This is a genomic window from Pseudomonas folii (assembly GCF_014357575.1).
GTDB classification, from domain to species: Bacteria; Pseudomonadota; Gammaproteobacteria; order Pseudomonadales; family Pseudomonadaceae; genus Aquipseudomonas; species Aquipseudomonas folii.
On sequence record NZ_JACONW010000023.1, the window covers coordinates 1 to 20,018 of the forward strand.

The following is a 20,018-nucleotide window of genomic DNA, read 5'->3' on the forward strand; positions in this document are numbered from 1 at the left end:
GTTCAACCCCTTTCTCCACCAGTACCTTGGCGGAGATTTCTTCCACCGAGAAATGGGTGGAGTTGATGTTCGGGATGTTTTCCCGGCGGAACAGGCTTTCCACTTCACGCACCTCGAACTCACACTGGGCATAGCTGGAATAGCGGCTATTGGGTTTGCGTTCGTGGCGAATCGCGGTCAGGCGATCTGGATCAATGGTCAGGCCGAATAATTTGCTACGGTGCTCCTTCAGCGCATTTGGCAGCTGCAGGCGTTCCATATCGTCTTCGGTGAGCGGGTAGTTGGCGGCGCGAATGCCGAATTGCATGGCCATGTACAAGCAGGTTGGGGTTTTGCCGCAGCGCGACACGCCCACCAGAATGATGTCGGCCTTGTCATAATAATGCGTGCGGGCGCCGTCGTCGTTGTCCAGCGCGAAGTTCACTGCCTCAATCCGCTCCATGTAATTGGAGTTGTGGCCGATGGAGTGCGATTTGCCCACCGAGTAGGAGGAGTGTGAACTAAGCTCTTGTTCCAGCGGTGCCAGGAAGGTCGAAAAGATGTCGATCATGAAGCCATTGGACGTCGCCAGGATCTCGCGGATGTCCTGATTGACGATGGTGTCGAAGATGATCGGGCGGACATCGTCCTTGTCGGCGGCATTGTTGATTTGTTGTACCATCGCCCGCGCTTTCTCGACGCTGTCGATATAGGGCCTGGTGAACTTGTTGAACGTAATGTTCTCAAATTGCGCTAACAGGCTTTGGCCAAGGGTTTCAGCGGTAATCCCGGTGCCGTCGGAGATAAAAAAAGCAGATCGTTTCATTTGCGCCTTTGGCCTTAAGCTGGTGACGATTGTTGGATATCATAGGCGCGCTTGCGGGCCCGAGTGGTTGGCATTCACAACTTTTTTCCAGGTTTCGGCTTGAGGCCAGGCCAGAATGCGTTCGGGGCCTCGCGGTAGCGGGGCGACCCAGACTGAGCTTTTCCCAACAACAACACAGTTAGTGGAGAGATCACCTTGGTAGAGTACGTAGTTTCCCTCGATAAGCTCGGCGTCCATGATGTGGAGCATGTGGGAGGCAAGAACGCATCCCTCGGCGAAATGATCAGCAACCTTGCCGGTGCTGGCGTTTCGGTGCCCGGTGGCTTCGCCACTACGGCCCAGGCCTACCGTGATTTCCTTGAGCTGAGTGGTCTGAACGATCAGATCCACGCAGCTCTGGACGCTCTGGATGTCGACGACGTCAACGCGCTGGCCAGAACCGGTGCGCAGATTCGTCAGTGGATCATGGAAGCCGAGTTCCCCGAAAAGCTCAACGCCGAAATCCGCACTGCCTTTGCCGAACTGTCGGCAGGCAACCCGAATCTCGCCGTTGCCGTGCGTTCTTCCGCCACCGCTGAAGACCTTCCTGATGCGTCCTTTGCCGGGCAGCAGGAAACCTTCCTTAATATCCGCGGCGTTGAAAACGTCATCCGTGCGGCCAAGGAAGTGTTTGCCTCGCTGTTCAACGACCGGGCCATTTCCTACCGTGTTCACCAGGGCTTCGATCACAAGCTGGTGGCCTTGTCTGCGGGCGTGCAGCGCATGGTGCGCTCCGAAACCGGTACGGCAGGCGTGATGTTTACCCTGGATACCGAATCCGGCTTCCGCGACGTGGTGTTTATCACCGGCGCTTACGGCCTGGGTGAAACGGTGGTGCAGGGCGCGGTCAACCCTGACGAATTCTATGTGCACAAGGGCACCCTGGCAGCAGGTCGTCCGGCCATCCTGCGCCGCAATCTGGGCAGCAAGGCCATCAAGATGATCTATGGCGAAGAAGCCAAGGCGGGGCGTTCGGTGAAAACCGTGGACGTCGAGCCTGCTGATCGCGCGCGTTTCTGCCTGACTGACGAGGAAGTCGCAGAGCTCGCTAAACAGGCGATGATCATCGAGAAGCACTACAAGGCACCGATGGATATCGAGTGGGCCAAAGATGGCGATGACGGCAAGCTGTACATCGTTCAGGCGCGCCCGGAAACCGTGAAAAGCCGCGCCCAGGCTAATGTCATGGAGCGCTACCTGCTCAAGGAAACCGGCACGGTGCTTGTAGAGGGGCGAGCCATTGGTCAGCGCATCGGCGCAGGCAAGGTTCGTATCATCAGGGACGTTTCGGAAATGGACAAGGTCCAGCCCGGCGACGTTCTGGTCTCCGACATGACCGATCCGGACTGGGAGCCGGTCATGAAGCGCGCCAGCGCCATCGTCACCAACCGGGGCGGCCGCACCTGCCACGCGGCGATCATCGCCCGTGAGCTGGGCATTCCGGCGGTCGTGGGTTGTGGTAATGCCACGCAACTGTTGCAGGACGGTCAGGGCGTCACGGTTTCCTGCGCGGAAGGCGACACCGGTTACATCTTCGAAGGCGAGCTGGGCTTCGACATCAAGACCAACTCGGTCGATGCCATGCCTGAACTGCCGTTCAAGATCATGATGAACGTCGGTAACCCGGATCGTGCATTCGACTTCGCCCAACTGCCCAACGCGGGTGTGGGGCTGGCACGTCTGGAATTCATCATCAACCGCATGATCGGCGTGCACCCCAAGGCGCTGCTCAACTACGACAGCCTGCCTCAGGACATCAAGGACAGCGTCGACAAACGCATCGCCGGTTACGATGATCCGGTTGGTTTCTACGTCGAGAAACTGGTGGAAGGCATCAGCACCCTGGCCGCTGCATTCACCCCGAAAAAGGTCATCGTGCGCCTCTCGGACTTCAAGTCCAACGAGTACGCCAACCTGATCGGCGGCAAGATGTACGAGCCGGAAGAAGAAAACCCGATGCTGGGTTTCCGTGGCGCTTCCCGCTACATCAGCGAAAATTTCCGCGACTGTTTCGAGCTGGAATGCCGTGCCCTCAAGCGTGTGCGTGAGGAAATGGGCCTGACCAATGTCGAGATCATGGTGCCGTTCGTGCGTACGCTGGGTGAAGCCAGTCAGGTCATTGATCTGCTGGCCGAGAACGGTCTGAAACGCGGCGAAAACGGCCTGCGCGTGATCATGATGTGCGAACTGCCGTCCAATGCGATTCTGGCCGAAGAGTTCCTCGAGTACTTCGACGGCTTCTCCATCGGTTCCAACGATTTGACCCAGCTGACACTGGGGCTGGATCGTGACTCGGGGGTCATCGCCCATCTGTTTGATGAGCGTAACCCGGCAGTGAAGAAGCTGCTGTCCAACGCCATCCAGGCCTGTAACAAGGCTGGCAAGTACATCGGCATCTGCGGTCAAGGCCCATCGGACCATCCGGACCTTGCCCGCTGGTTGATGGATCAGGGCATTGAGAGCGTTTCGTTGAACCCGGATTCCGTGCTGGAAACCTGGTTCTTCCTGGCTGAGGCTCAGGCCCCGGTCTGATTTGATTGAGTGAAGCCCCGGTTCATCTCCGTGAGCCGGGGCTTTTTTACGTTTACCACGGACGGTTTTCACACCGACCTTTGATTGTTTGAGCAATATGCAAAGCAGCAGCACTCTTTTTCCTGTGGCTTTGATCAGCGCAGAGCGTTGTGGCGATCTGATCGAAGACGTTTACCGCCTCAAGCCCGCCAACAGTCCCGATTACAGCGTCGAAATTGCCGTGACCCGGCTGGGTCTGGTCGCGCAGCCTGATGTTCGCGGTGTGCCGGTCATTCTGATGCACGGCAGCTTTTCCAACCGACGCTTCTGGTATTCCCCTAAAGGCATTGGCCTGGGTGCATATCTTGCGCGAGCCGGTTTCGATGTATGGATCCCGGAAATGCGTGGGCACGGCCTGTCGGCGCGTAACCAGGCCTATCGTTCAAATCGTGTTGCTGATTACGCCCGCTATGACGTGCCCGCCATTGCGGCATTTGTGCGTGAGCTGAGCGGGCAGATTCCGCACTGGATCGGCCACTCCCTGGGCGGCACCACCCTTGCGGCCGCGCTGGGCGGGGAGTATCTCGGCCCATCCGGGGCAGCCTCTGTTGCCTTGTTCGGCAGCCAGGTCAGTCGCGATTACTGGCCGCTGAAGATTCCGCCTGTGCAGTGGGCGGGGCGTTTGCTGTTGAAGCCTTTTGATCACATCTCCGGCCCGCGTTTCAAACGTGGTCCAGAGGACGAGCCTGTCGGGCTGGTGCTGGAAAGCATGCGCTGGCACGGGATGTTCGGGCGATTCGGTGATCGCGAGACCGACTGGTGGGCCGGTTTGCCGAGTGTTGAAGTTCCGGTGCTTGCGGTTGCCGCCGTTGGCGACCACCAGGACCCGGTCTGGGCCTGCCGCAAACTCTTTGATCAGATTGGCTCGCAACAGCGCAAATTTCTTTGTCTGGGGCGTGAACAGGGCTTCTCGCAAGACTTCGATCACGTACAGATGCTGGTCAGTAAAGCCGCCCAGCGCGAGGTCTGGCCGCTGGTTACCGAATGGCTGAACGAAGGCTGCGTGGCTGTACAGGAGCTGTCACAAACGCCGATGGCGGTTGGCGAGTGACGTCGGCGTATTACACTGGGCGCAGATTGCGATGAGATACGATGCGAAATGCAGTTGAGTTATAGGTCACGTCAGTTAAAGGTCGCGACGCTGGATACGTTTTGATCTTATGAGCTACGGTTCATAGGCAGACACATCATGAGACGCTGATCTTTCACTGACAGGAGTACCACCATGCATTACCTCACTCCCGACCTGTGCGACGCTTATCCGGACCTTGTTCAGGTGCTTGAGCCGATGTTCAGCAACTTCGGTGGACGTGACTCATTTGGCGGTGAAATCGTGACCGTCAAATGTTTTGAGGACAACTCGCTGGTCAAGGAGCAGGCCGAGCTGGACGGGAAGGGCAAGGTGCTGGTGGTCGACGGCGGTGGATCGCTACGTTGCGCACTACTCGGTGACATGATTGCCGAGAAAGCCGCACGCAATGGCTGGCAGGGTATGGTGATCTACGGCTGCATCCGCGACGTGGACGTGTTGGCGCAAACTGATCTGGGAGTCCAGGCGCTCGCCAGTCACCCACTGAAAACGAATAAGCGCGGTATTGGTGACCTGAGCGTGGTTGTGACCTTCGCCGGGGTCACGTTTCGTCCAGGGGAATACGTGTATGCCGACAATAATGGCGTGATCGTTTCACCGTCGCCTCTGAAAATGCCCGAATAAGCGAAGTATTAATGTTCGACGAAACAAATGCGCAGTGGGGGCTGGTTCATGCCCTCGTTTTGGACGGTAAAGGCGGGGCACGTTTCATTGCTCGGACCGAACTGGAATGCCTGCAACTGCAGCCGCACGAAAGTGTATGGCTGCATTGGGACCGTGGTCATCCGCAAACTCACACATGGCTGCGCACCGCCAGCGGTTTGAGCGAGTTCGCTTGCGACTTGTTGCTCGAAGAAAACACCCGGCCGCGCTTGCTGCCATTGCCGGATGAAAAACTGCTGCTGTTTCTGCGTGGGGTCAATCTCAATCCGGGGGCTGAGCCGGAAGACATGGTCTCGGTCCGGATCTTCGCGGCGGCCCAGCAAGTCATTTCCTTGCGCTTGCGACCATTGCGCGCCACGGACGAGCTGATTGAACAACTGAACGAAGGCAAGGGCCCTAAATCCGCGTCCGAACTGATCCTTTATCTCGCCCAATACCTGACCGACAAGGTTCAGGCACTGGTGGGTGACCTCACCGAATCGGTGGATGAAGAGGAAGAAAAGATAGATGCCGACGAACGGTACAACCCTGATCATGGCAAAATGCTGCATATTCGTCGCCGGGCTGCAGGGTTGCGGCGTTTTCTCTCTCCGCAGCGGGAAATTTACGGCCAGCTCAGTCGCAGCAAGCTGCCGTGGTTCGTAGATGATGACGCTGATTACTGGAACGAGCTGAACAACAGCCTGACGCGTTATCTCGAAGAGCTTGAATTGACCCGCGAACGAGTGGGGCTGGTGCTTGAATCCGAAGACCGGCGTTTGCGAGAACGCATGAATCACACGATGTACCGCTTTGGCATCATCACCGGGATTTTTCTGCCCATGAGCTTCCTGACGGGCTTGTTGGGTATAAACGTAGGCGGGATTCCCGGCTCTGACAGCCCTTACGGCTTTCTGGTCGCCTGCGCATTGATCATCGCCCTGGCTTTAGGGCAGTGGTGGTTGTTCCGGCGCTTGCGCTGGGTTTAGTGTTAAGTTTTTGACGTGCGTCCAGGGACTGATTTGTGACTCGTCCGAATCGGCATGCGTCTTCACTGGACGTTACGAGAGGTGCCTATGCACGATCCGTTTGAAGAATCATTGCGCGACATGCTCAAATCTTCATCTTCCAGCCGGGATGATGATGCATGCCTTGGTCGCGTACTGAAGACCGCCAATCGCCAGGTAGGCGCGGGTGTGTTGTTCAGTCTGATGGGCCGTTGGACTGAAGCGATGATGATCGCTTTGAACAACGGTTCGTCCCATGTTGCACCGGTTTCACGTAAAAAGAATTCTACCGCTCATCCTGTCGACAAGGCTGATTGAACATGGAATTGGATCTCTGGACTCAGAGTCTGGTTGCCGCAATGACTGCATTGTGGACCAAGGTTGCAATTTTCATCCCGAACCTGCTGGGCGCTCTGGTCGTCGTGTTGCTCGGTTTTGTTGTCGCCAAGCTGCTCGAAACCTTGCTGTCCAAGCTGCTCGCCAAAGTCGGTCTGGATCGCTTGATGGCAGGCACTGGCCTGACCAAGCTGATCAGCCGTGCTGGCGTTCAGGTGCCCATTTCTACCCTGATCGGGAAAATTGTTTACTGGTTTGTGTTGTTGACCTTCCTGGTGACAGCGGCTGGGTCGCTGGGGCTGGAGCGGGTTTCCGCGACGCTGGACATGTTGACAGGGTATTTGCCGAAGGTATTTGGTGCTGCGCTGGTGCTTCTGGTTGGTGTGCTGCTGGCGCAACTGGTCAACGGCCTGGTGCGAGGCGCTGCCGAGGGAGTAGGGCTGGATTACGCCGCAGGCCTGGGTAGAATCACCCAGGGTCTGGTCATCATCATCAGTATTTCGGTGGCGATCAGTCAGTTGGAGGTCAAAACCGACCTGCTCAATCACGTGATTGTGATCGTTTTGATTACCGTTGGTCTGGCAATTGCGCTGGCCATGGGGTTGGGAAGTCGTGAGCTTGCTGGCCAAATACTGGCAGGGATTTATGTGCGGGAGCTGTATCAGGTAGGGCAAGAGGTGCGGATTGGTGATGTCGAAGGGCAGATCGAAGAGATCGGTACGGTGAAAACCACGCTGCTGACAGACGACGGGGAGTTGGTTTCATTGTCCAACCGCGTCCTTCTGGAGCAGCGAGTGAGCAGCCGTTAAGCGGCTAACCTGCTACTCTATGCCGCCACAAATTGCCGCTCCAAGGGCAGTGGCGGCCATTGACCTGACTGTCGGCACGATTTGTTTTGAATAACCCTCAACCGCTATCGATGCGCTACGACCCGAGCGAGCTCTCTGATGAGGAGCTAGTCGCGCGCGCCCACGTCGAATTGTTTCATGTGACGAGGGCTTACGAAGAGTTGATGCGTCGCTACCAACGGACACTTTTTAACGTCTGTGCACGTTATTTAGGGAACGATCGCGACGCAGATGATGTCTGTCAGGAGGTGATGCTTAAGGTGTTGTATGGCTTGAAGAATTTTGAGGGTAAATCGAAATTCAAAACATGGCTGTACAGCATCACCTACAACGAGTGCATCACTCAGTACAGGAAGGAACGGCGTAAGCGTCGCTTGATGGACGCTTTGAGTCTGGATCCACTTGAGGAAGCGTCGGAAGAAAAGACGCCCAAACCTGAAGAACGGGGCGGACTCGATCGCTGGCTTGTGCATGTGAACCCGATCGATCGGGAGATTCTGGTGCTGCGATTTGTTGCAGAACTTGAATTCCAGGAGATTGCAGACATCATGCACATGGGCTTGAGCGCAACGAAAATGCGCTACAAGCGGGCTTTGGATAAATTACGTGAGAAATTTGCAGGCATTACCGAAACTTAAGGCGATGCAAATATCTCTAACAACCAGGCAAGTTCTGATAGACTTGCCGATGAGTTGTCCCCTTATAGTGGGACTGCTTTACAATCACCAGATGGGGATTTAACGGATGAAACTGAAAAACACCTTGGGCTTGGCCATTGGTACTATTGTTGCCGCGGCATCTTTCGGCGCTCTGGCACAAGGCCAAGGCGCAGTCGAAATCGAAGGCTTCGCCAAGAAAGAGTACTACGACAGCGCCCGTAACTTTAAAAACGACGGCAACCTGTTCGGCGGCTCGATTGGTTACTTCCTGACCGACGACGTAGAAGTACGTCTGGGTTACGACGAAGTTCACAACGTTCGCAGCGACAGCGGTAAGAACATCAAAGGCTCGAACACCGCCCTTGACGCTCTGTACCACTTCAACAACCCGGGCGACATGCTGCGTCCGTACGTTTCGGCTGGTTTCTCTGATCAAAGCATCGGTCAAGACGCTCGTAGCGGCCGTAACGGTTCTACCTTCGCCAACATCGGCGGCGGTGCCAAGCTTTACTTCACTGACAACTTCTATGCCCGTGCTGGCGTTGAAGCTCAGTACAACATCGACCAAGGCGACACCGAGTGGGCTCCTAGCGTCGGTATCGGCGTAAACTTCGGTGGCGGCTCCAAGAAAGTTGAAGCAGCACCGGCTCCAGTAGCTGAAGTGTGCTCCGACAGCGACAACGACGGCGTGTGCGACAACGTCGACAAGTGCCCGGACACCCCAGCCAACGTAACTGTTGACGCTGATGGCTGCCCAGCAGTTGCCGAAGTGGTTCGTGTTGAGCTGGACGTGAAGTTCGATTTCGACAAATCCGTAGTCAAGCCTAACAGCTACGGCGACATCAAGAACCTCGCTGACTTCATGCAACAGTACCCACAAACCACCACCACTGTTGAAGGTCACACTGACTCCGTCGGTCCTGACGCTTACAACCAAAAACTGTCTGAGCGTCGTGCAAACGCCGTTAAACAGGTTCTGGTTAACCAGTACGGTGTTGGCGCTAGCCGCGTAAACTCGGTTGGTTATGGCGAATCCCGTCCAGTTGCTGACAACGCAACTGACGCTGGCCGCGCTGTTAACCGTCGCGTAGAAGCTGAAGTTGAAGCACAAGCTAAGTAATTAGCCTGCTTTACTCGCTTCAATAGAAGAGCCCGGCTTAGGCCGGGCTTTTCTTTGCCTGCGATTTGAGGGGAAAGCTCAGGCCGTTTTGTTTTCTGTCAGTTGCAACAAATCCATCTCTGTTACTGCTGCCACTTCGCCAATCACCAGAACGGCCGGACTCTTCAGCTTGAATAATGCGGCGTCCTGTTGCATGTCTGCCAGTGAGCTCCGGCATTCCCGTTGCTGAGGCAGCGAAGCGTTTTCTATCATTGCCACTGGCATACTCAAAGCCATGCCGCCAGTGATCAGGCTGTCACGGATTTCCGCCAGTTTTGCTACGCCCATATACACCACTAGCGTTGTCCCTCCTTGAGCCAGTGCTTGCCAGTTCAAGGTGCTGTCATCTTGAGTGTGCGCGGTCACCAGTGTCACGCCGCGACTGACACCCCGCAGCGTCAGCGATATCCCGCATTGCGTCGCACCTGCCAGGCCAGCGGTAATGCCATTGACCAATTCCACCTCGACCCCATGGGCACGCAGCCAATCAGCTTCTTCGCCGCCGCGGCCGAATATGCACGGGTCTCCACCTTTAAGGCGCACCACGCACTTGCCTTGGCGCACATAACGCAGCATCAGGCGATGGATGAACGCCTGGGGTGTCGAGCGACAGCCACCTCGTTTGCCGACGGCTATCACGCGAGCAGTGGGGCTATGCTCCAGCACCGCGCTGTTGACCAGATCGTCGATCAGTACAACGTCGGCTTCGCGCAATGCACGCACGGCCTTGAGGGTTAGTAGCTCGGGATCTCCGGGACCTGCGCCGACCAGCCAGACTTTTGCACTCATGCTGTACACCTCATTAATTGATCGCGACGGCCGTCAGCAGTCGTTTTATTTCCGGCACACAGGAGCCGCACATAGTGCCGCAGCCCAGTTGTGCCTTCAGTTGACCCAGATCCAGACCTTTGCCGATGGCGTCGCACACGGCGTTTTCACTGACGTTCATGCAGTTGCACAACGTTTTGCTGCGGGTTGATTTACTTGTGCCCGAACCGGGAGCGCTGCTGATCGGCGCAAGCAACCAGCGGCGTAGCTCGTCGTCGATCTCCTGTCCGTCCAGCCAAAGGCTTTGCAACCAGTCCCAGGCGAGAGTTTCCCCGCCGAGACGGACCGCGGTGACCCGACCTTGATCCAGACGAATGCGTTTGCTGATGCCTCGACGAGGATCGTCATAAGCCAGCACCGGGCCGTGATCCAGACCCAGCAACCGGTCAATCCGATCAAGCAGTTCTTGAGCAGGCGCTTCGCTGCTGGCCGCACGCAAGGTCAGGGCAGGGCGCTCCCGTCCAGCAAGACTCAAGCTGGTGTAGGGAAATTCGTCACACAGTGAGCGCAACGCATCCAGTCGGAGCTGTACGTCCCCTTCGATAAGCACAAACAGCCGCCACGGCAGCTCGACCTTGTCGACGCGTACACCAGAATGCTTCAGTTCGGGCTGTTTAGAGATCGGGTCATAGGCTGGCTGTGTCAGGAGATTCACGCCGCCTTTGAGAAAACGATCACCCCAGTGCATCGGCAGGAAGGCATGACCCGCCTGCAATCCATCATCGCTGGCTACCGGCACAATCACGCTGCCGCGTCGGCTCTCAAGACTGACCAGGTCACCGGATTGCAGTCGATGGCGATGCAGGTCTTCCGGGTGCAGGCTCAATACCGCTTCGCTGACATGGCCGAACAGGCGCGCTGCGGTGCCCGTGCGACTCATGCCATGCCATTGATCACGCAGGCGGCCGGTATTCAGCGTCAGTGGGAATCGACTGTCGCGCAGCTCTTTTGGTGCGCTGTACGGTTCGCTGATGAATCGGGCTCTGCCTGTTGTCGTTGGAAATTGGCTATCCAGATACAGACGTGGCGTGCCATTGGCAGCTCCCTCGGGGAATGGCCATTGTTGCGGGCCATGCTGGTCGATGAGGCCGTAGCTGATACCAGACAAGTCCAGATCGCGGCCTTTAGTCAAAAGCTTGTATTCGTCGAACAGTGCCTGAGGCTGCTGGAAATCAAAAAGCGCCTTTGCTTCAGGCTGTAGCCGAGCCTGGAGGCGTTGGGCGAAATCAACTGTGATTGCCCAGTCCGGACGTGCTTCGCCGGGCGCAGCAATCGCCTTGCGCACGTGAGAAATTCGTCTTTCGGAGTTGGTGACCGTGCCTTCTTTTTCGCCCCAGCTCGCAGCGGGCAGCAGCAGGTCGGCAAAACGTGCGGTTTCCGTTGTGCGAAAAGCTTCCTGCAGAACCACGAAAGGGCAGGTGTTCAAAGCTTCGCGAACTCGAGTCTGATCAGGCAGCGATTGAGCCGGGTTGGTGCAGGCGATCCACACGGCTTTGATTTGGCCGTTCTGCATCTGCTCGAACAGTTCGATGGCGGATAAGCCCGGTGTCGCCGGCAGTTTATCGATCCCCCAGTATCGCGCCACTTCAGCACGATGTTCGGGATTGGCCGCTTCCCGGTGGCCGGGCAGGAGGTTCGAAAGGCTGCCGGTTTCGCGGCCACCCATGGCATTGGGCTGGCCGGTCAGGGAAAAAGGCCCTGCGCCGGGACGGCCGATTTGTCCGGTGGCCAGATGGAGGTTTATCAATGCACTGTTCTTGGCACTGCCCGCAGTGGACTGGTTCAAGCCCATGCACCACAACGACAGAAAACTCGGTGCCTGACCGATCCATTGCGCGCAGTCGTGCAGTTGCTGACGCGAGATGCCGCAGGTCTGCGCGACCATTTGCGGTGTGTAGTGGTGCACCAGGCTTTTCAGTTCGGTGTAGCCTTCGGTGTGCTGATCAATGAAATCCTGATCGACCTGGCCTTCCCGGAGCAACAAGTGCAGGATGCCGTGAAACAGCGCCACATCAGTTCCGGGGGTGATCGCCAGATGTATGTCCGCCAGATCGCAGGTATCGGTACGGCGTGGATCAATAACGATGATTTTCATGTCCGGGCGTTGGCTTTTCGCCTCTTCCAGGCGACGAAAAAGGATCGGGTGCGCGTAGGCCATGTTGCTGCCGACGATCATCACGCAATCGCTGAGCTCGATATCTTCATAGTTACAGGGCGGAGCGTCCGCACCCAGGCTGCGCTTGTAGCCGACCACCGCGGAGGACATGCAAAGGCGCGAGTTGCTGTCGATGTTGTTAGTACCCACTAGCGCCCGGGCGAGCTTGTTGAACGCGTAATAATCCTCGGTCAGCAATTGCCCTGAGATATAGAACGCAACGCTGTCAGGCCCGTGTTCGCGAATGGTTTCGGCAAACACGTTGGCGGCGTGATCCAGAGCGGTATCCCAATCCGTTTCCGCTCGCGAAAGACTTTTGCTCAGGCGCAGTTCCGGGTACAGCGCCCTGGCGCTGAGGTCGCCCGTCAGGTGCAAGGTCGAACCCTTGCTGCACAGCTTGCCAAAGTTGGCCGGGTGCCCGGGATCACCGCTAACGCCGATGATGTTGCGCCCGTCATGTTCGATCAATACACCGCAGCCGACTCCGCAATAGCAGCAGGTGGACGCGGTGGTTTGCGTCGCAGGCACGGGAATGCTGGTCAGGCGCATAGCGCAATGTCCGTTTGCGGCGTGACGGTTTCGCCGAACATCAGTTGGTCACGCAAGGTGTTGATAGTTTGGCCACTGCGGATCAGACGCATGTACCAGCCGCCGTCAGTGGTGTCGCCGTACAAACAGGCGCCCACCAGCACGTCGTTTCTAATCACCAGTTTTTTATAGCGCCCGCTGATGGGGTCTAGCAGGGTAATGGTTTCGGCGTCTTCACCGCCCATGAAGTCCCCTGCGGAAAACAGGTCAATGCCGGTCACTTTCAACTTCGTCGAAGTGACAGAGCCCTTGTAGCGAGCGAAGCCCAGTTGCGCGAGATGATTGGCGCAGACTTTGGCTTGTTCGAACAGCGGTGCTACAAGACCGTAGGCTGTACCGCGATGGCTGGCGCATTCGCCAATGGCATAAATGCGCGGGTCGTAGGTTTGCAAAGTGTCGTTGACCAGAATCCCTCGATTGCAAGGCAAACCAGCCATTTCTGCCAGTTCGGTCGCCGGGCGGATGCCCGCCGCCATGACCACCAGATCAGCGGGGATCACATCACCATTTTTGAACTGCACGGCTTTCACCGCGCCTTTGCCGTTGTCCTGCAGCGCTTCGGTCTGCTCGTTCAGGCGAAAGTGCAAGCCACGAGCTTCCAGTGCGGCTTGCAGCAATTGCCCGGCGGTTTTATCCAGTTGACGTTCCAGCAGCCATTTGCCGATGTGGACCACAGTTACGTCCATGCCGCGCATCTTCAGGCCGTTGGCCGCTTCCAGGCCGAGCAGGCCGCCACCGATGACTACTGCATGTTTTCGGGTTTTGGCAGTGTGAATCATGATGCGGGTGTCGGCGATGTCGCGGTAACCGATCACGCCGCCGAGGGTGCTGCCAGGCATGGGTGGCATGAAGGGGGTCGAGCCTGTGGCAATCAGCAGGCGATCGTAATGCGCGACGGTGCCGTCGTCGGCGATCACCTGGCGTTTCGCACGGTCGATTTTCACCACCCTGCGGTTGAGCAGCAGTCGAATGTTGTTGCTCAAGTACCATTCCAGATCGTTGAGCACGATGTCTTCGAATTTCTGCTCACCGGCCAGCACTGGGGACAGCATGATGCGGTTGTAATTGGGGTGCGGTTCGGCGCCGAATACGGTGATGTCGTAGAGTTCGTCACTGAGTTTCAGCAGCTCTTCAAGGGTTCGAACCCCGGCCATGCCGTTGCCAATCATTACCAGTTTGAGTTTTCTCATCTTGCCTCCGAGAAGCCCGCGAGAGGGTGCTCGACAAATTCTGCACAAACAAAAAAGGCGTCCCGCTAGATAACTAGCGAGGACGCCTTTGTCCGGTCCCGTTCTCTCGGGAAGCTCAGCCTTCGTCTTTGAAAGCTGTAGCGATGTGAGTTGCTTGAGGAGAGATATGCAGGGGTTGTGCCAGATAGCGCGTCTAAATCGATTTGTTGGAGCGAGGCTTGCCCGCGAAGAACGGTAATGCGGAATATCTTTCGACCGTGGTGTCCGTTCGCGGGCAAGCCTCGCTCCAACAGGTCCAATCAAGTGCGCAGTGCACTATTGCAGGGCGTGGCGTCAATGACGCATCAACCAGACAATCCCCACTAAATTCACCAGCAACGAAACCAGCGCCACTGTGCGCCAGACTTTCAGCGGTTCACGCTCCAGCAGCGGCTGTGCACGTTTAACCATGGGCCGGTGTTCGGCCTGTTCCAGCTCCAGCAACCACTGTTCTGCGGTTTCATAGCGCAGTTGCGGATCGGCCTGCAGTGCCACGCTCAAGTTGTGATCCAGCCAGTCGGGAAGGTCTGGTCGATAGCGGCTGGCAGGCGTGGGCGTGCCGAAGCGCCGATGCTGGAATGCCTCAATCTCGCCGTACGGATAATGCCCGGTGAGCAGGTAATAGAGGGTGACGCCCACCGCGTAAAGATCCTGGCGGGGGGTGGGCTCGTCGCTATTGAACGCTTCAGGTGCAATAAAGCTTGGCGTGCCCGGCAACTCGCCCGGCGTCAGCGTGGAAAGGCCGGGACAGTAGGCGAGACCAAAGTCCAGCAGGCGCAACTCGCCGTCATCTTCGAGCAGCAGGTTTTCCGGTTTGATGTCCCGGTGGATGATGTTGCGCCGATGCAGCAAACCCACGGCACGCAACAGCTGCGTGGCATGGCTCAGCCATTGCGCCACGGACATCGGGCCGTGCTCGGTGAATGATTGTGCCAGGCTGCGCCCTGGATGCTCGCGCATCACGTAATACAGGTGCTGGCGATCAGGTGCGGAATGGATTTCAGGAAAGAACCGCCCCGCAACCCGGCGTAAAAACCATTCTTCCAGTAGTAATCCCTGGCCTGCGCCGGGCTCGTCATGGCGATTGCCAGGAAGGGTTTTCAGCAGCCAGCGCTGGTTTTGCGCATCGTTGACCCGATACAGCAATGACTGGCGAGACTCAGCCAGCAGACCTTGAATCTGCCAGCCTTCGAAAAGTTGTCCAGGTTTCAGTAATGGCGGCAGCGGCCATTGTTGAAGCTGAATGAGTGCGTCGCCAAGGTCATCCTGACCCAGCGCATCGACGCGAATCAATACAGCGCTGGCGTTATCCTGACTGCCTGCGAGATGGGCGGCGCTGACCAGCGTCTGCACGGCGCGATCCAGGTCCTCCTGTTCGGCGAGAATCGAGCGAATGCTGGCATCACCCAGCGTTGCCCAGACCCCATCGCTGAGCAACAGCAGGCGTTCGCCCTCGCGCAACTCGCCGTCCAGGTAATCCATGACTACATATTGATCCAGCCCCAGCGCGCGTTTGAGCACGTGCTGCATGTCGGGCTGTTCCCAGACGTGGTCTTCACTGATGCGTTGCAGCTCTCCGCTGTGCCAGCGATAGACGCGGCAATCGCCGACGTGAGCCAGGGTGAAACGCCTGCCACGCAGCACCAGCGCGCTCAGCGTGGTCAGCAAGCCGTTGGCTTGCAACCATCGATTTTGCGCCAGCAGCAGGCGGTCAAGGGATTGGGCGACGCCCCAGGTTTCAGGCGTCGAGTAGTAATCCAGTGCCAGGGCCTGCAAGGTTGATTGCGCTGCGAGAGCGCCATCAGCGCACTGACTGACGCCATCCGCCAGGGCAAACAGATAGCCCTTGCTGGCGGCAAGGGCCGGGGCCGGAGTGACCAGGCGTATGGCGTCCTGATTCTCCGCCCGCGGCCCACTGGCACTGAATTGAGCAAGGCTCAGTTGCAAGCTCATCAAGTGACTCAGACGCGAGCAGCGGTGACGGCTGCCGAACCCCAGGTGGTTCTCCAGCGGCGCTTGACGTTAAGCAGGCCGAACCATGCCAGCACGCCAAGAAACGCGAACAACCAAAGGCCCATCTGATAGTCGCCGGTGTGTTGCTTGATCGAGCCCAGACCTGCCGCGAGCAGGAAACCACCGATACCACCAGCCATGCCGATCAAGCCGGTCATGACGCCAATTTCCTTGCGAAAGCGTTGTGGCACCAGTTGGAAAACTGCGCCATTACCGGCACCCAGACCGAGCATCGCTGCGACAAACAAGGCCAGTGCTGCCCAGGAACTGGGCAGGTTGAAACCAACGGCCGCGATGCAGATAGCAGCCACCGCGTACATGCCTGCCAGGGTGCGGATACCGCCAAAACGGTCGGCCAGTGCGCCGCCCAGTGGGCGCATCAGGCTGCCACCGAATACGCAGGCCGCGGTGTAGTAACCGGCAGTGACCGGGCTCAGCCCGTATTGGTCGTTGAAGTAGCCGGGCAGGGCGCTGGCCAGACCAATGAAGCCGCCAAAGGTGACGCTGTAGAAAAACATGAACCACCAGCTGTCACGATCACCCAGCGCCTTGAGGTAGTCGCCCATGGACTTGGGTTTCGCCCGCTCCGGCGCATTACGTGCCATCAGCGAAAACGCGATCAGGGTCAGGACCAGCGGGATGACCGCAAAACCGAACACGTTGCTCCAGCCAAACGCCGCAGCCAGTACCGGAGCAATCAACGCGGCTAGCACGGTACCTGAGTTGCCCGCACCGGCAATGCCCATCGCTTTGCCTTGATGCTCTGCTGGATACCACTGGGAAGCCAGCGGCAGCGCGACGGCGAACGATGCACCGGCTACGCCGAGGAATACGCCCAGCAACAGCGCTTGCTCGTAGGTATGGATGCCCAGATTCCAGGCAGTGAACAGCGCCAGGATAACGATGACCTGACCGATGATCCCGGCGGTTTTCGGCGACAGTTGGTCCGCCACAATCCCCATCACAAAGCGCAGCAGGGCGCCTGCCAGAATCGGCGTTGCCACCATCAGGCCGCGTTGTTGAGTGGTCAGTTGCAGGTCTGTCGCAATTTGCACCGCCATCGGACCGAGCAGGTACCAGACCATGAAGCTCAGATCGAAATACAGAAAGGCGGCGAACAGGGTCGGTTTGTGGCCGGCCTTCCAGAAGCTTGTATTCATTGAACACCTCATCTGCAAAAAGGGAGATCTGTCGTTTCGGACACGGACCCGAAACACAGGGGCTTGAAGCTGTAAAGACTTGCAGGTGGGCGTCCACGACCTCGGCAGCACCACCGACCCCGATCACTGGGGCCAAAACGCAAAAACGCCGCAACCCGATTCGCCTTGGCGAAAGAGGTGTGCGACGTCTTTGTCGTAAAGTGGGGCAACCGCCGTTGGTTACCTGTGTTGATTAACTAGCAAAAGCTGGGCCATCTGGAAAATCGTACGATTCACCTCATTTTGTAATGCATTCCCATGTGGGAGCCGGGCTTGGCCGCGATAAGGTGTACGCGGTCTAAGTGAATAGCGTCCAGCCTGATAGTCGGAATGCCGCCCAGACCAACCTCTGCTCCCACAAATCCAAAAAATCAACGATTCACCCCAACAATTCACTCATCGCGATAATCTGCTCCGCCACCTGAATCAGCTTCTGCTGTTTGCTCATGGCCTGGCGGCGCATCAGGGTGTAGGCCTCTTCTTCTTTGCACTCCTTCATTTTCATCAGCAAACCCTTGGCCAGCTCGATGCGTTTGCGTTCGGCCAGTTGCTGGTCCCGTGCCTGAAGTTGGGCACGCAAGGCCTGATCGCTCTCAAAACGGGCCATGGCCACATCAAGGATTGGCTGCAGGCGCTGGGCGTGAATGCCCTCGACGATATACGCACTGACGCCGGACTTGATGGCCTGACGCATCACCCCCGGATCATGTTCATCGGTAAACATCACGATAGGGCGAGGTTGGTCGCGACTGACCATCACGACCTGCTCCATGACATCGCGGCCGGGGGATTCAGTGTCGATCAGGATGACATCCGGGCGAAGCGCTTCAACCCGGGCGGGCAAGTCAATAATCAGTCCGGATTCGTCGATCACTTCAAAGCCCGCTTCGCTCAGCGCGGCTTTCAGGCGGCCGACTTTTTTTGCCGTGTCGTTGATCAAGAGGATACGCAACATAATCGTCAGCTCCTCATTGCGTCAGGGCGGCGGCCGCATTGGCCATGGCGTGAAGCTTGAAGCTGCGGGCGTAGCCAGCCGGGTCGGAGCCGTCCCAGACCTTGCCATCGATCAACTGGCTGCTGCGCATCATGGCCGTCGGAACCGGTATGTCCAGCGCCTCGGCGGCCTGACGATAGAGCGCCAGTTGGTGTACGCCTTTGGCGACATTGAGGTAGTCCGGATCTTCACGCAGCAAACCCCAGCGACGGAACTGCGTCATGAACCACATGCCGTCGGACAGGTAAGGCAAATTGACTTCGCCATTGCCGTGAAAGCGCAGAGCATGGTGGTCGTGCCATTGGTTGCCCAACCCGTCGCGATAGTCACCGAGCAAGCGGGGTTCGATATAACTGGCAGGTGCATCCAGATAATCCGCGCCGCTGAGCAACTGCGCGGTGCTGCGCCGATTCTCGTCACTGGATTCGATGAAGCGACTGGCTTCCAGAACAGCCATGACCAGTGCCCGTGCGGTGTTGGGATACTGTTCAACGAATTCACGGGTGCAGCCCAGCACCTTTTCCGGGTGGTTGGGCCAGATTGCCTGAGTGGTGGCGAAGGTGAAGCCCAGTTGCTGATCCACGGCGCTGGCGCCCCAGGGTTCACCCACGCAGAAACCATCAATGCGACCAGCCTGCAGGTGCTCGACCATGCGTGGCGGCGGAACAACCACACTGGTCACGTCCTGCAGGGGATGAATGCCCTGGCTCGCCAGCCAGTAATAAAGCCACATGGCGTGATTGCCGGTAGGGAAGGTCTGCGCGAAAGTCAGCTTTGTCCCGCTTTGGTGCACTTGCTGATCCAGTGCCTCAGGAGTGATCACGCCAGCGTCTTGCAACGAGCTCGACAAGTTGATGCTCTGACCATTCTGGTTCAGCCCCATGAGTACGGCCATGTCGGTAGCCGCGCTTCCGCCAATACCCAACTGCACCGCATAGATCAATCCATACAGGCAATGGGCCGCGTGTAATTCGCCGCTGACCAGTTTGTCCCGCAAACTCGCCCAGGACGGCTGGCGCTTGAGGTTCAGGCTCAGACCATAGGGTTGCGCGAAGCCTTGCGTCGCAGCGACGACTATCGAGGCGCTGTCGGACAGCGGCATGAAGCCGATATCCAGGCTGTTCATCTCTGGCGCATCGCTGCCAGCTACCCAGGCCAACGGATTTCGTGTGGGATCGTTCATAAGTGTCATCTGTCCTCTGCCATGACAACTGCGGGTGGAGCGGGCGCGTCCGGTCCAGGCTGGCAGAAATCTTTCATAAAAAAAGCGTCGTTCAATCCTTCGCCAGAAAAGCAAAGACGGAACGACGCCATTGTCGATGCATCGGGCCGCCATTGGCACGCTGCTATTAGCCTGAGCCAAGCAAGCGATATGCCAGTGTCGTGCTCACCTGATCTTGGGTATCTACACTTATTTTGTCAGGGGATGTAGCAGTTCTTGTGTACATATCCGTTACCGTGGTCAGGGCTGATACTGGTTGCGCTTTTACAGCGCGTCACTTTTGATAGATCCGGAAGCCGGCCCAGACAAAAGTAACCAAAACGCTCTTGCCCCACCACTCGGCACCTCGCTGTCGCTCGGTGTACCCGCCCGCAGATCCTGAACCGTGGACCGCCGCAACGGGCCATCCATGGCCCAATGCGGCTAACCCGGCATCCTTGCCGGGTTGCCCACGGTTCAGGATCAGGGGGCGGCCAGCGTGGTTTAACGGGGCGCCTCAGATCAAAATCAAAAGCGCGGCGGCCTGACAGCCGACCTGTTTTCTTGGGTTTGCCGACATTCTGTAGGAGCTGCCGAAGGCTGCGAAGCGGAGTGTCAGGCAACGAATGCGTTGGCTGTGGTGACGTCTCGCGAA

General features: G+C 57.7%; 16 protein-coding genes and 1 pseudogene. 8 read left to right on the top strand and 9 right to left on the bottom strand.

Features of this window, described 5'->3' with window-relative positions; translation table 11 throughout:
• Positions 1-805 (bottom strand): posphoenolpyruvate synthetase regulatory kinase/phosphorylase PpsR (gene ppsR, locus H8S59_RS07355; RefSeq protein WP_187520985.1); only part of this gene is annotated, 805 nt, incomplete at its 3' end.
• 39 nt (positions 806-844) lie between these two features.
• Complete coding sequence (locus tag H8S59_RS27150; RefSeq protein ID WP_343073043.1) at positions 845-1,054, bottom strand: hypothetical protein; 210 nt, start codon at positions 1,052-1,054, stop codon at positions 845-847.
• Between H8S59_RS27150 and ppsA the strand changes: the two genes are divergently transcribed.
• The 8 genes from ppsA (at position 1,001) to H8S59_RS07395 (ending at position 9,117) form a co-directional block, all read left to right on the top strand.
• The gene (ppsA, locus tag H8S59_RS07360; RefSeq protein ID WP_095095650.1) at positions 1,001-3,376 is read left to right on the top strand and encodes a phosphoenolpyruvate synthase; all 2,376 of its coding nucleotides are present in this window, start codon (positions 1,001-1,003) and stop codon (positions 3,374-3,376) included. The two genes, H8S59_RS27150 and ppsA, sit on opposite strands and share 54 nt — an antisense overlap.
• 97 nt (positions 3,377-3,473) lie before the next feature.
• Complete coding sequence (locus tag H8S59_RS07365) at positions 3,474-4,466, top strand: alpha/beta fold hydrolase (protein WP_187520986.1); 993 nt, start codon at positions 3,474-3,476, stop codon at positions 4,464-4,466.
• A 174-nt stretch (positions 4,467-4,640) separates the two neighbouring features.
• The gene (gene rraA, locus H8S59_RS07370) at positions 4,641-5,129 is read left to right on the top strand and encodes a ribonuclease E activity regulator RraA (RefSeq protein ID WP_187520987.1); all 489 of its coding nucleotides are present in this window, start codon (positions 4,641-4,643) and stop codon (positions 5,127-5,129) included.
• Between the two features lie 11 nt (positions 5,130-5,140).
• Positions 5,141-6,136 (top strand): zinc transporter ZntB, encoded by a 996-nt coding sequence (locus H8S59_RS07375; protein WP_187520988.1) that lies wholly within the window; start codon positions 5,141-5,143, stop codon positions 6,134-6,136.
• Between the two features lie 87 nt (positions 6,137-6,223).
• Positions 6,224-6,472, top strand: a complete 249-nt coding sequence (locus H8S59_RS07380; protein WP_095095661.1) for a CrfX protein — start codon at positions 6,224-6,226, stop codon at positions 6,470-6,472.
• A gap of 2 nt (positions 6,473-6,474) precedes the next feature.
• On the top strand, positions 6,475-7,299 hold the full coding sequence (locus H8S59_RS07385; protein WP_095095664.1) for a mechanosensitive ion channel family protein: 825 nt from the start codon (positions 6,475-6,477) through the stop codon (positions 7,297-7,299).
• Positions 7,300-7,385: 86 nt separating this feature from the next.
• Positions 7,386-7,976, top strand: coding sequence for an RNA polymerase sigma factor SigX (gene sigX, locus H8S59_RS07390; RefSeq protein ID WP_027902735.1), 591 nt, complete (start codon positions 7,386-7,388; stop codon positions 7,974-7,976).
• Between the two features lie 106 nt (positions 7,977-8,082).
• Entirely contained in the window at positions 8,083-9,117 is a 1,035-nt protein-coding gene (locus H8S59_RS07395; protein WP_095095667.1) for an OmpA family protein, read from the top strand.
• Positions 9,118-9,195: 78 nt separating this feature from the next.
• Here the strand turns inward: H8S59_RS07395 and cobA are convergent, their stop codons facing one another.
• The 7 genes and pseudogenes from cobA to H8S59_RS07430 all read right to left on the bottom strand — a co-directional run bounded on the left by cobA (position 9,196) and on the right by H8S59_RS07430 (position 19,345).
• Positions 9,196-9,945 (bottom strand): uroporphyrinogen-III C-methyltransferase, encoded by a 750-nt coding sequence (cobA, locus tag H8S59_RS07400; protein ID WP_187520989.1) that lies wholly within the window; start codon positions 9,943-9,945, stop codon positions 9,196-9,198.
• Positions 9,946-9,958: 13 nt separating this feature from the next.
• Positions 9,959-12,688 (bottom strand): nitrate reductase, encoded by a 2,730-nt coding sequence (locus H8S59_RS07405; protein WP_187520990.1) that lies wholly within the window; start codon positions 12,686-12,688, stop codon positions 9,959-9,961.
• 29 nt (positions 12,689-12,717) lie between these two features.
• Positions 12,718-13,917 (bottom strand): annotated as a pseudogene (locus H8S59_RS07410) (NAD(P)/FAD-dependent oxidoreductase); the annotation flags it as partial.
• A gap of 333 nt (positions 13,918-14,250) precedes the next feature.
• A complete protein-coding gene (locus tag H8S59_RS07415) occupies positions 14,251-15,909 on the bottom strand; it encodes a bifunctional protein-serine/threonine kinase/phosphatase (protein ID WP_187520992.1) in 1,659 nt (552 codons plus the stop codon).
• 8 nt (positions 15,910-15,917) lie between these two features.
• Positions 15,918-17,129, bottom strand: a complete 1,212-nt coding sequence (locus H8S59_RS07420) for a nitrate/nitrite transporter (RefSeq protein WP_095095682.1) — start codon at positions 17,127-17,129, stop codon at positions 15,918-15,920.
• A 418-nt stretch (positions 17,130-17,547) separates the two neighbouring features.
• Positions 17,548-18,123 (bottom strand): ANTAR domain-containing response regulator, encoded by a 576-nt coding sequence (locus H8S59_RS07425; protein ID WP_027902728.1) that lies wholly within the window; start codon positions 18,121-18,123, stop codon positions 17,548-17,550.
• 13 nt (positions 18,124-18,136) lie between these two features.
• On the bottom strand, positions 18,137-19,345 hold the full coding sequence (locus H8S59_RS07430; protein ID WP_187520993.1) for a CmpA/NrtA family ABC transporter substrate-binding protein: 1,209 nt from the start codon (positions 19,343-19,345) through the stop codon (positions 18,137-18,139).
• Positions 19,346-20,018 lie beyond the last annotated feature (673 nt).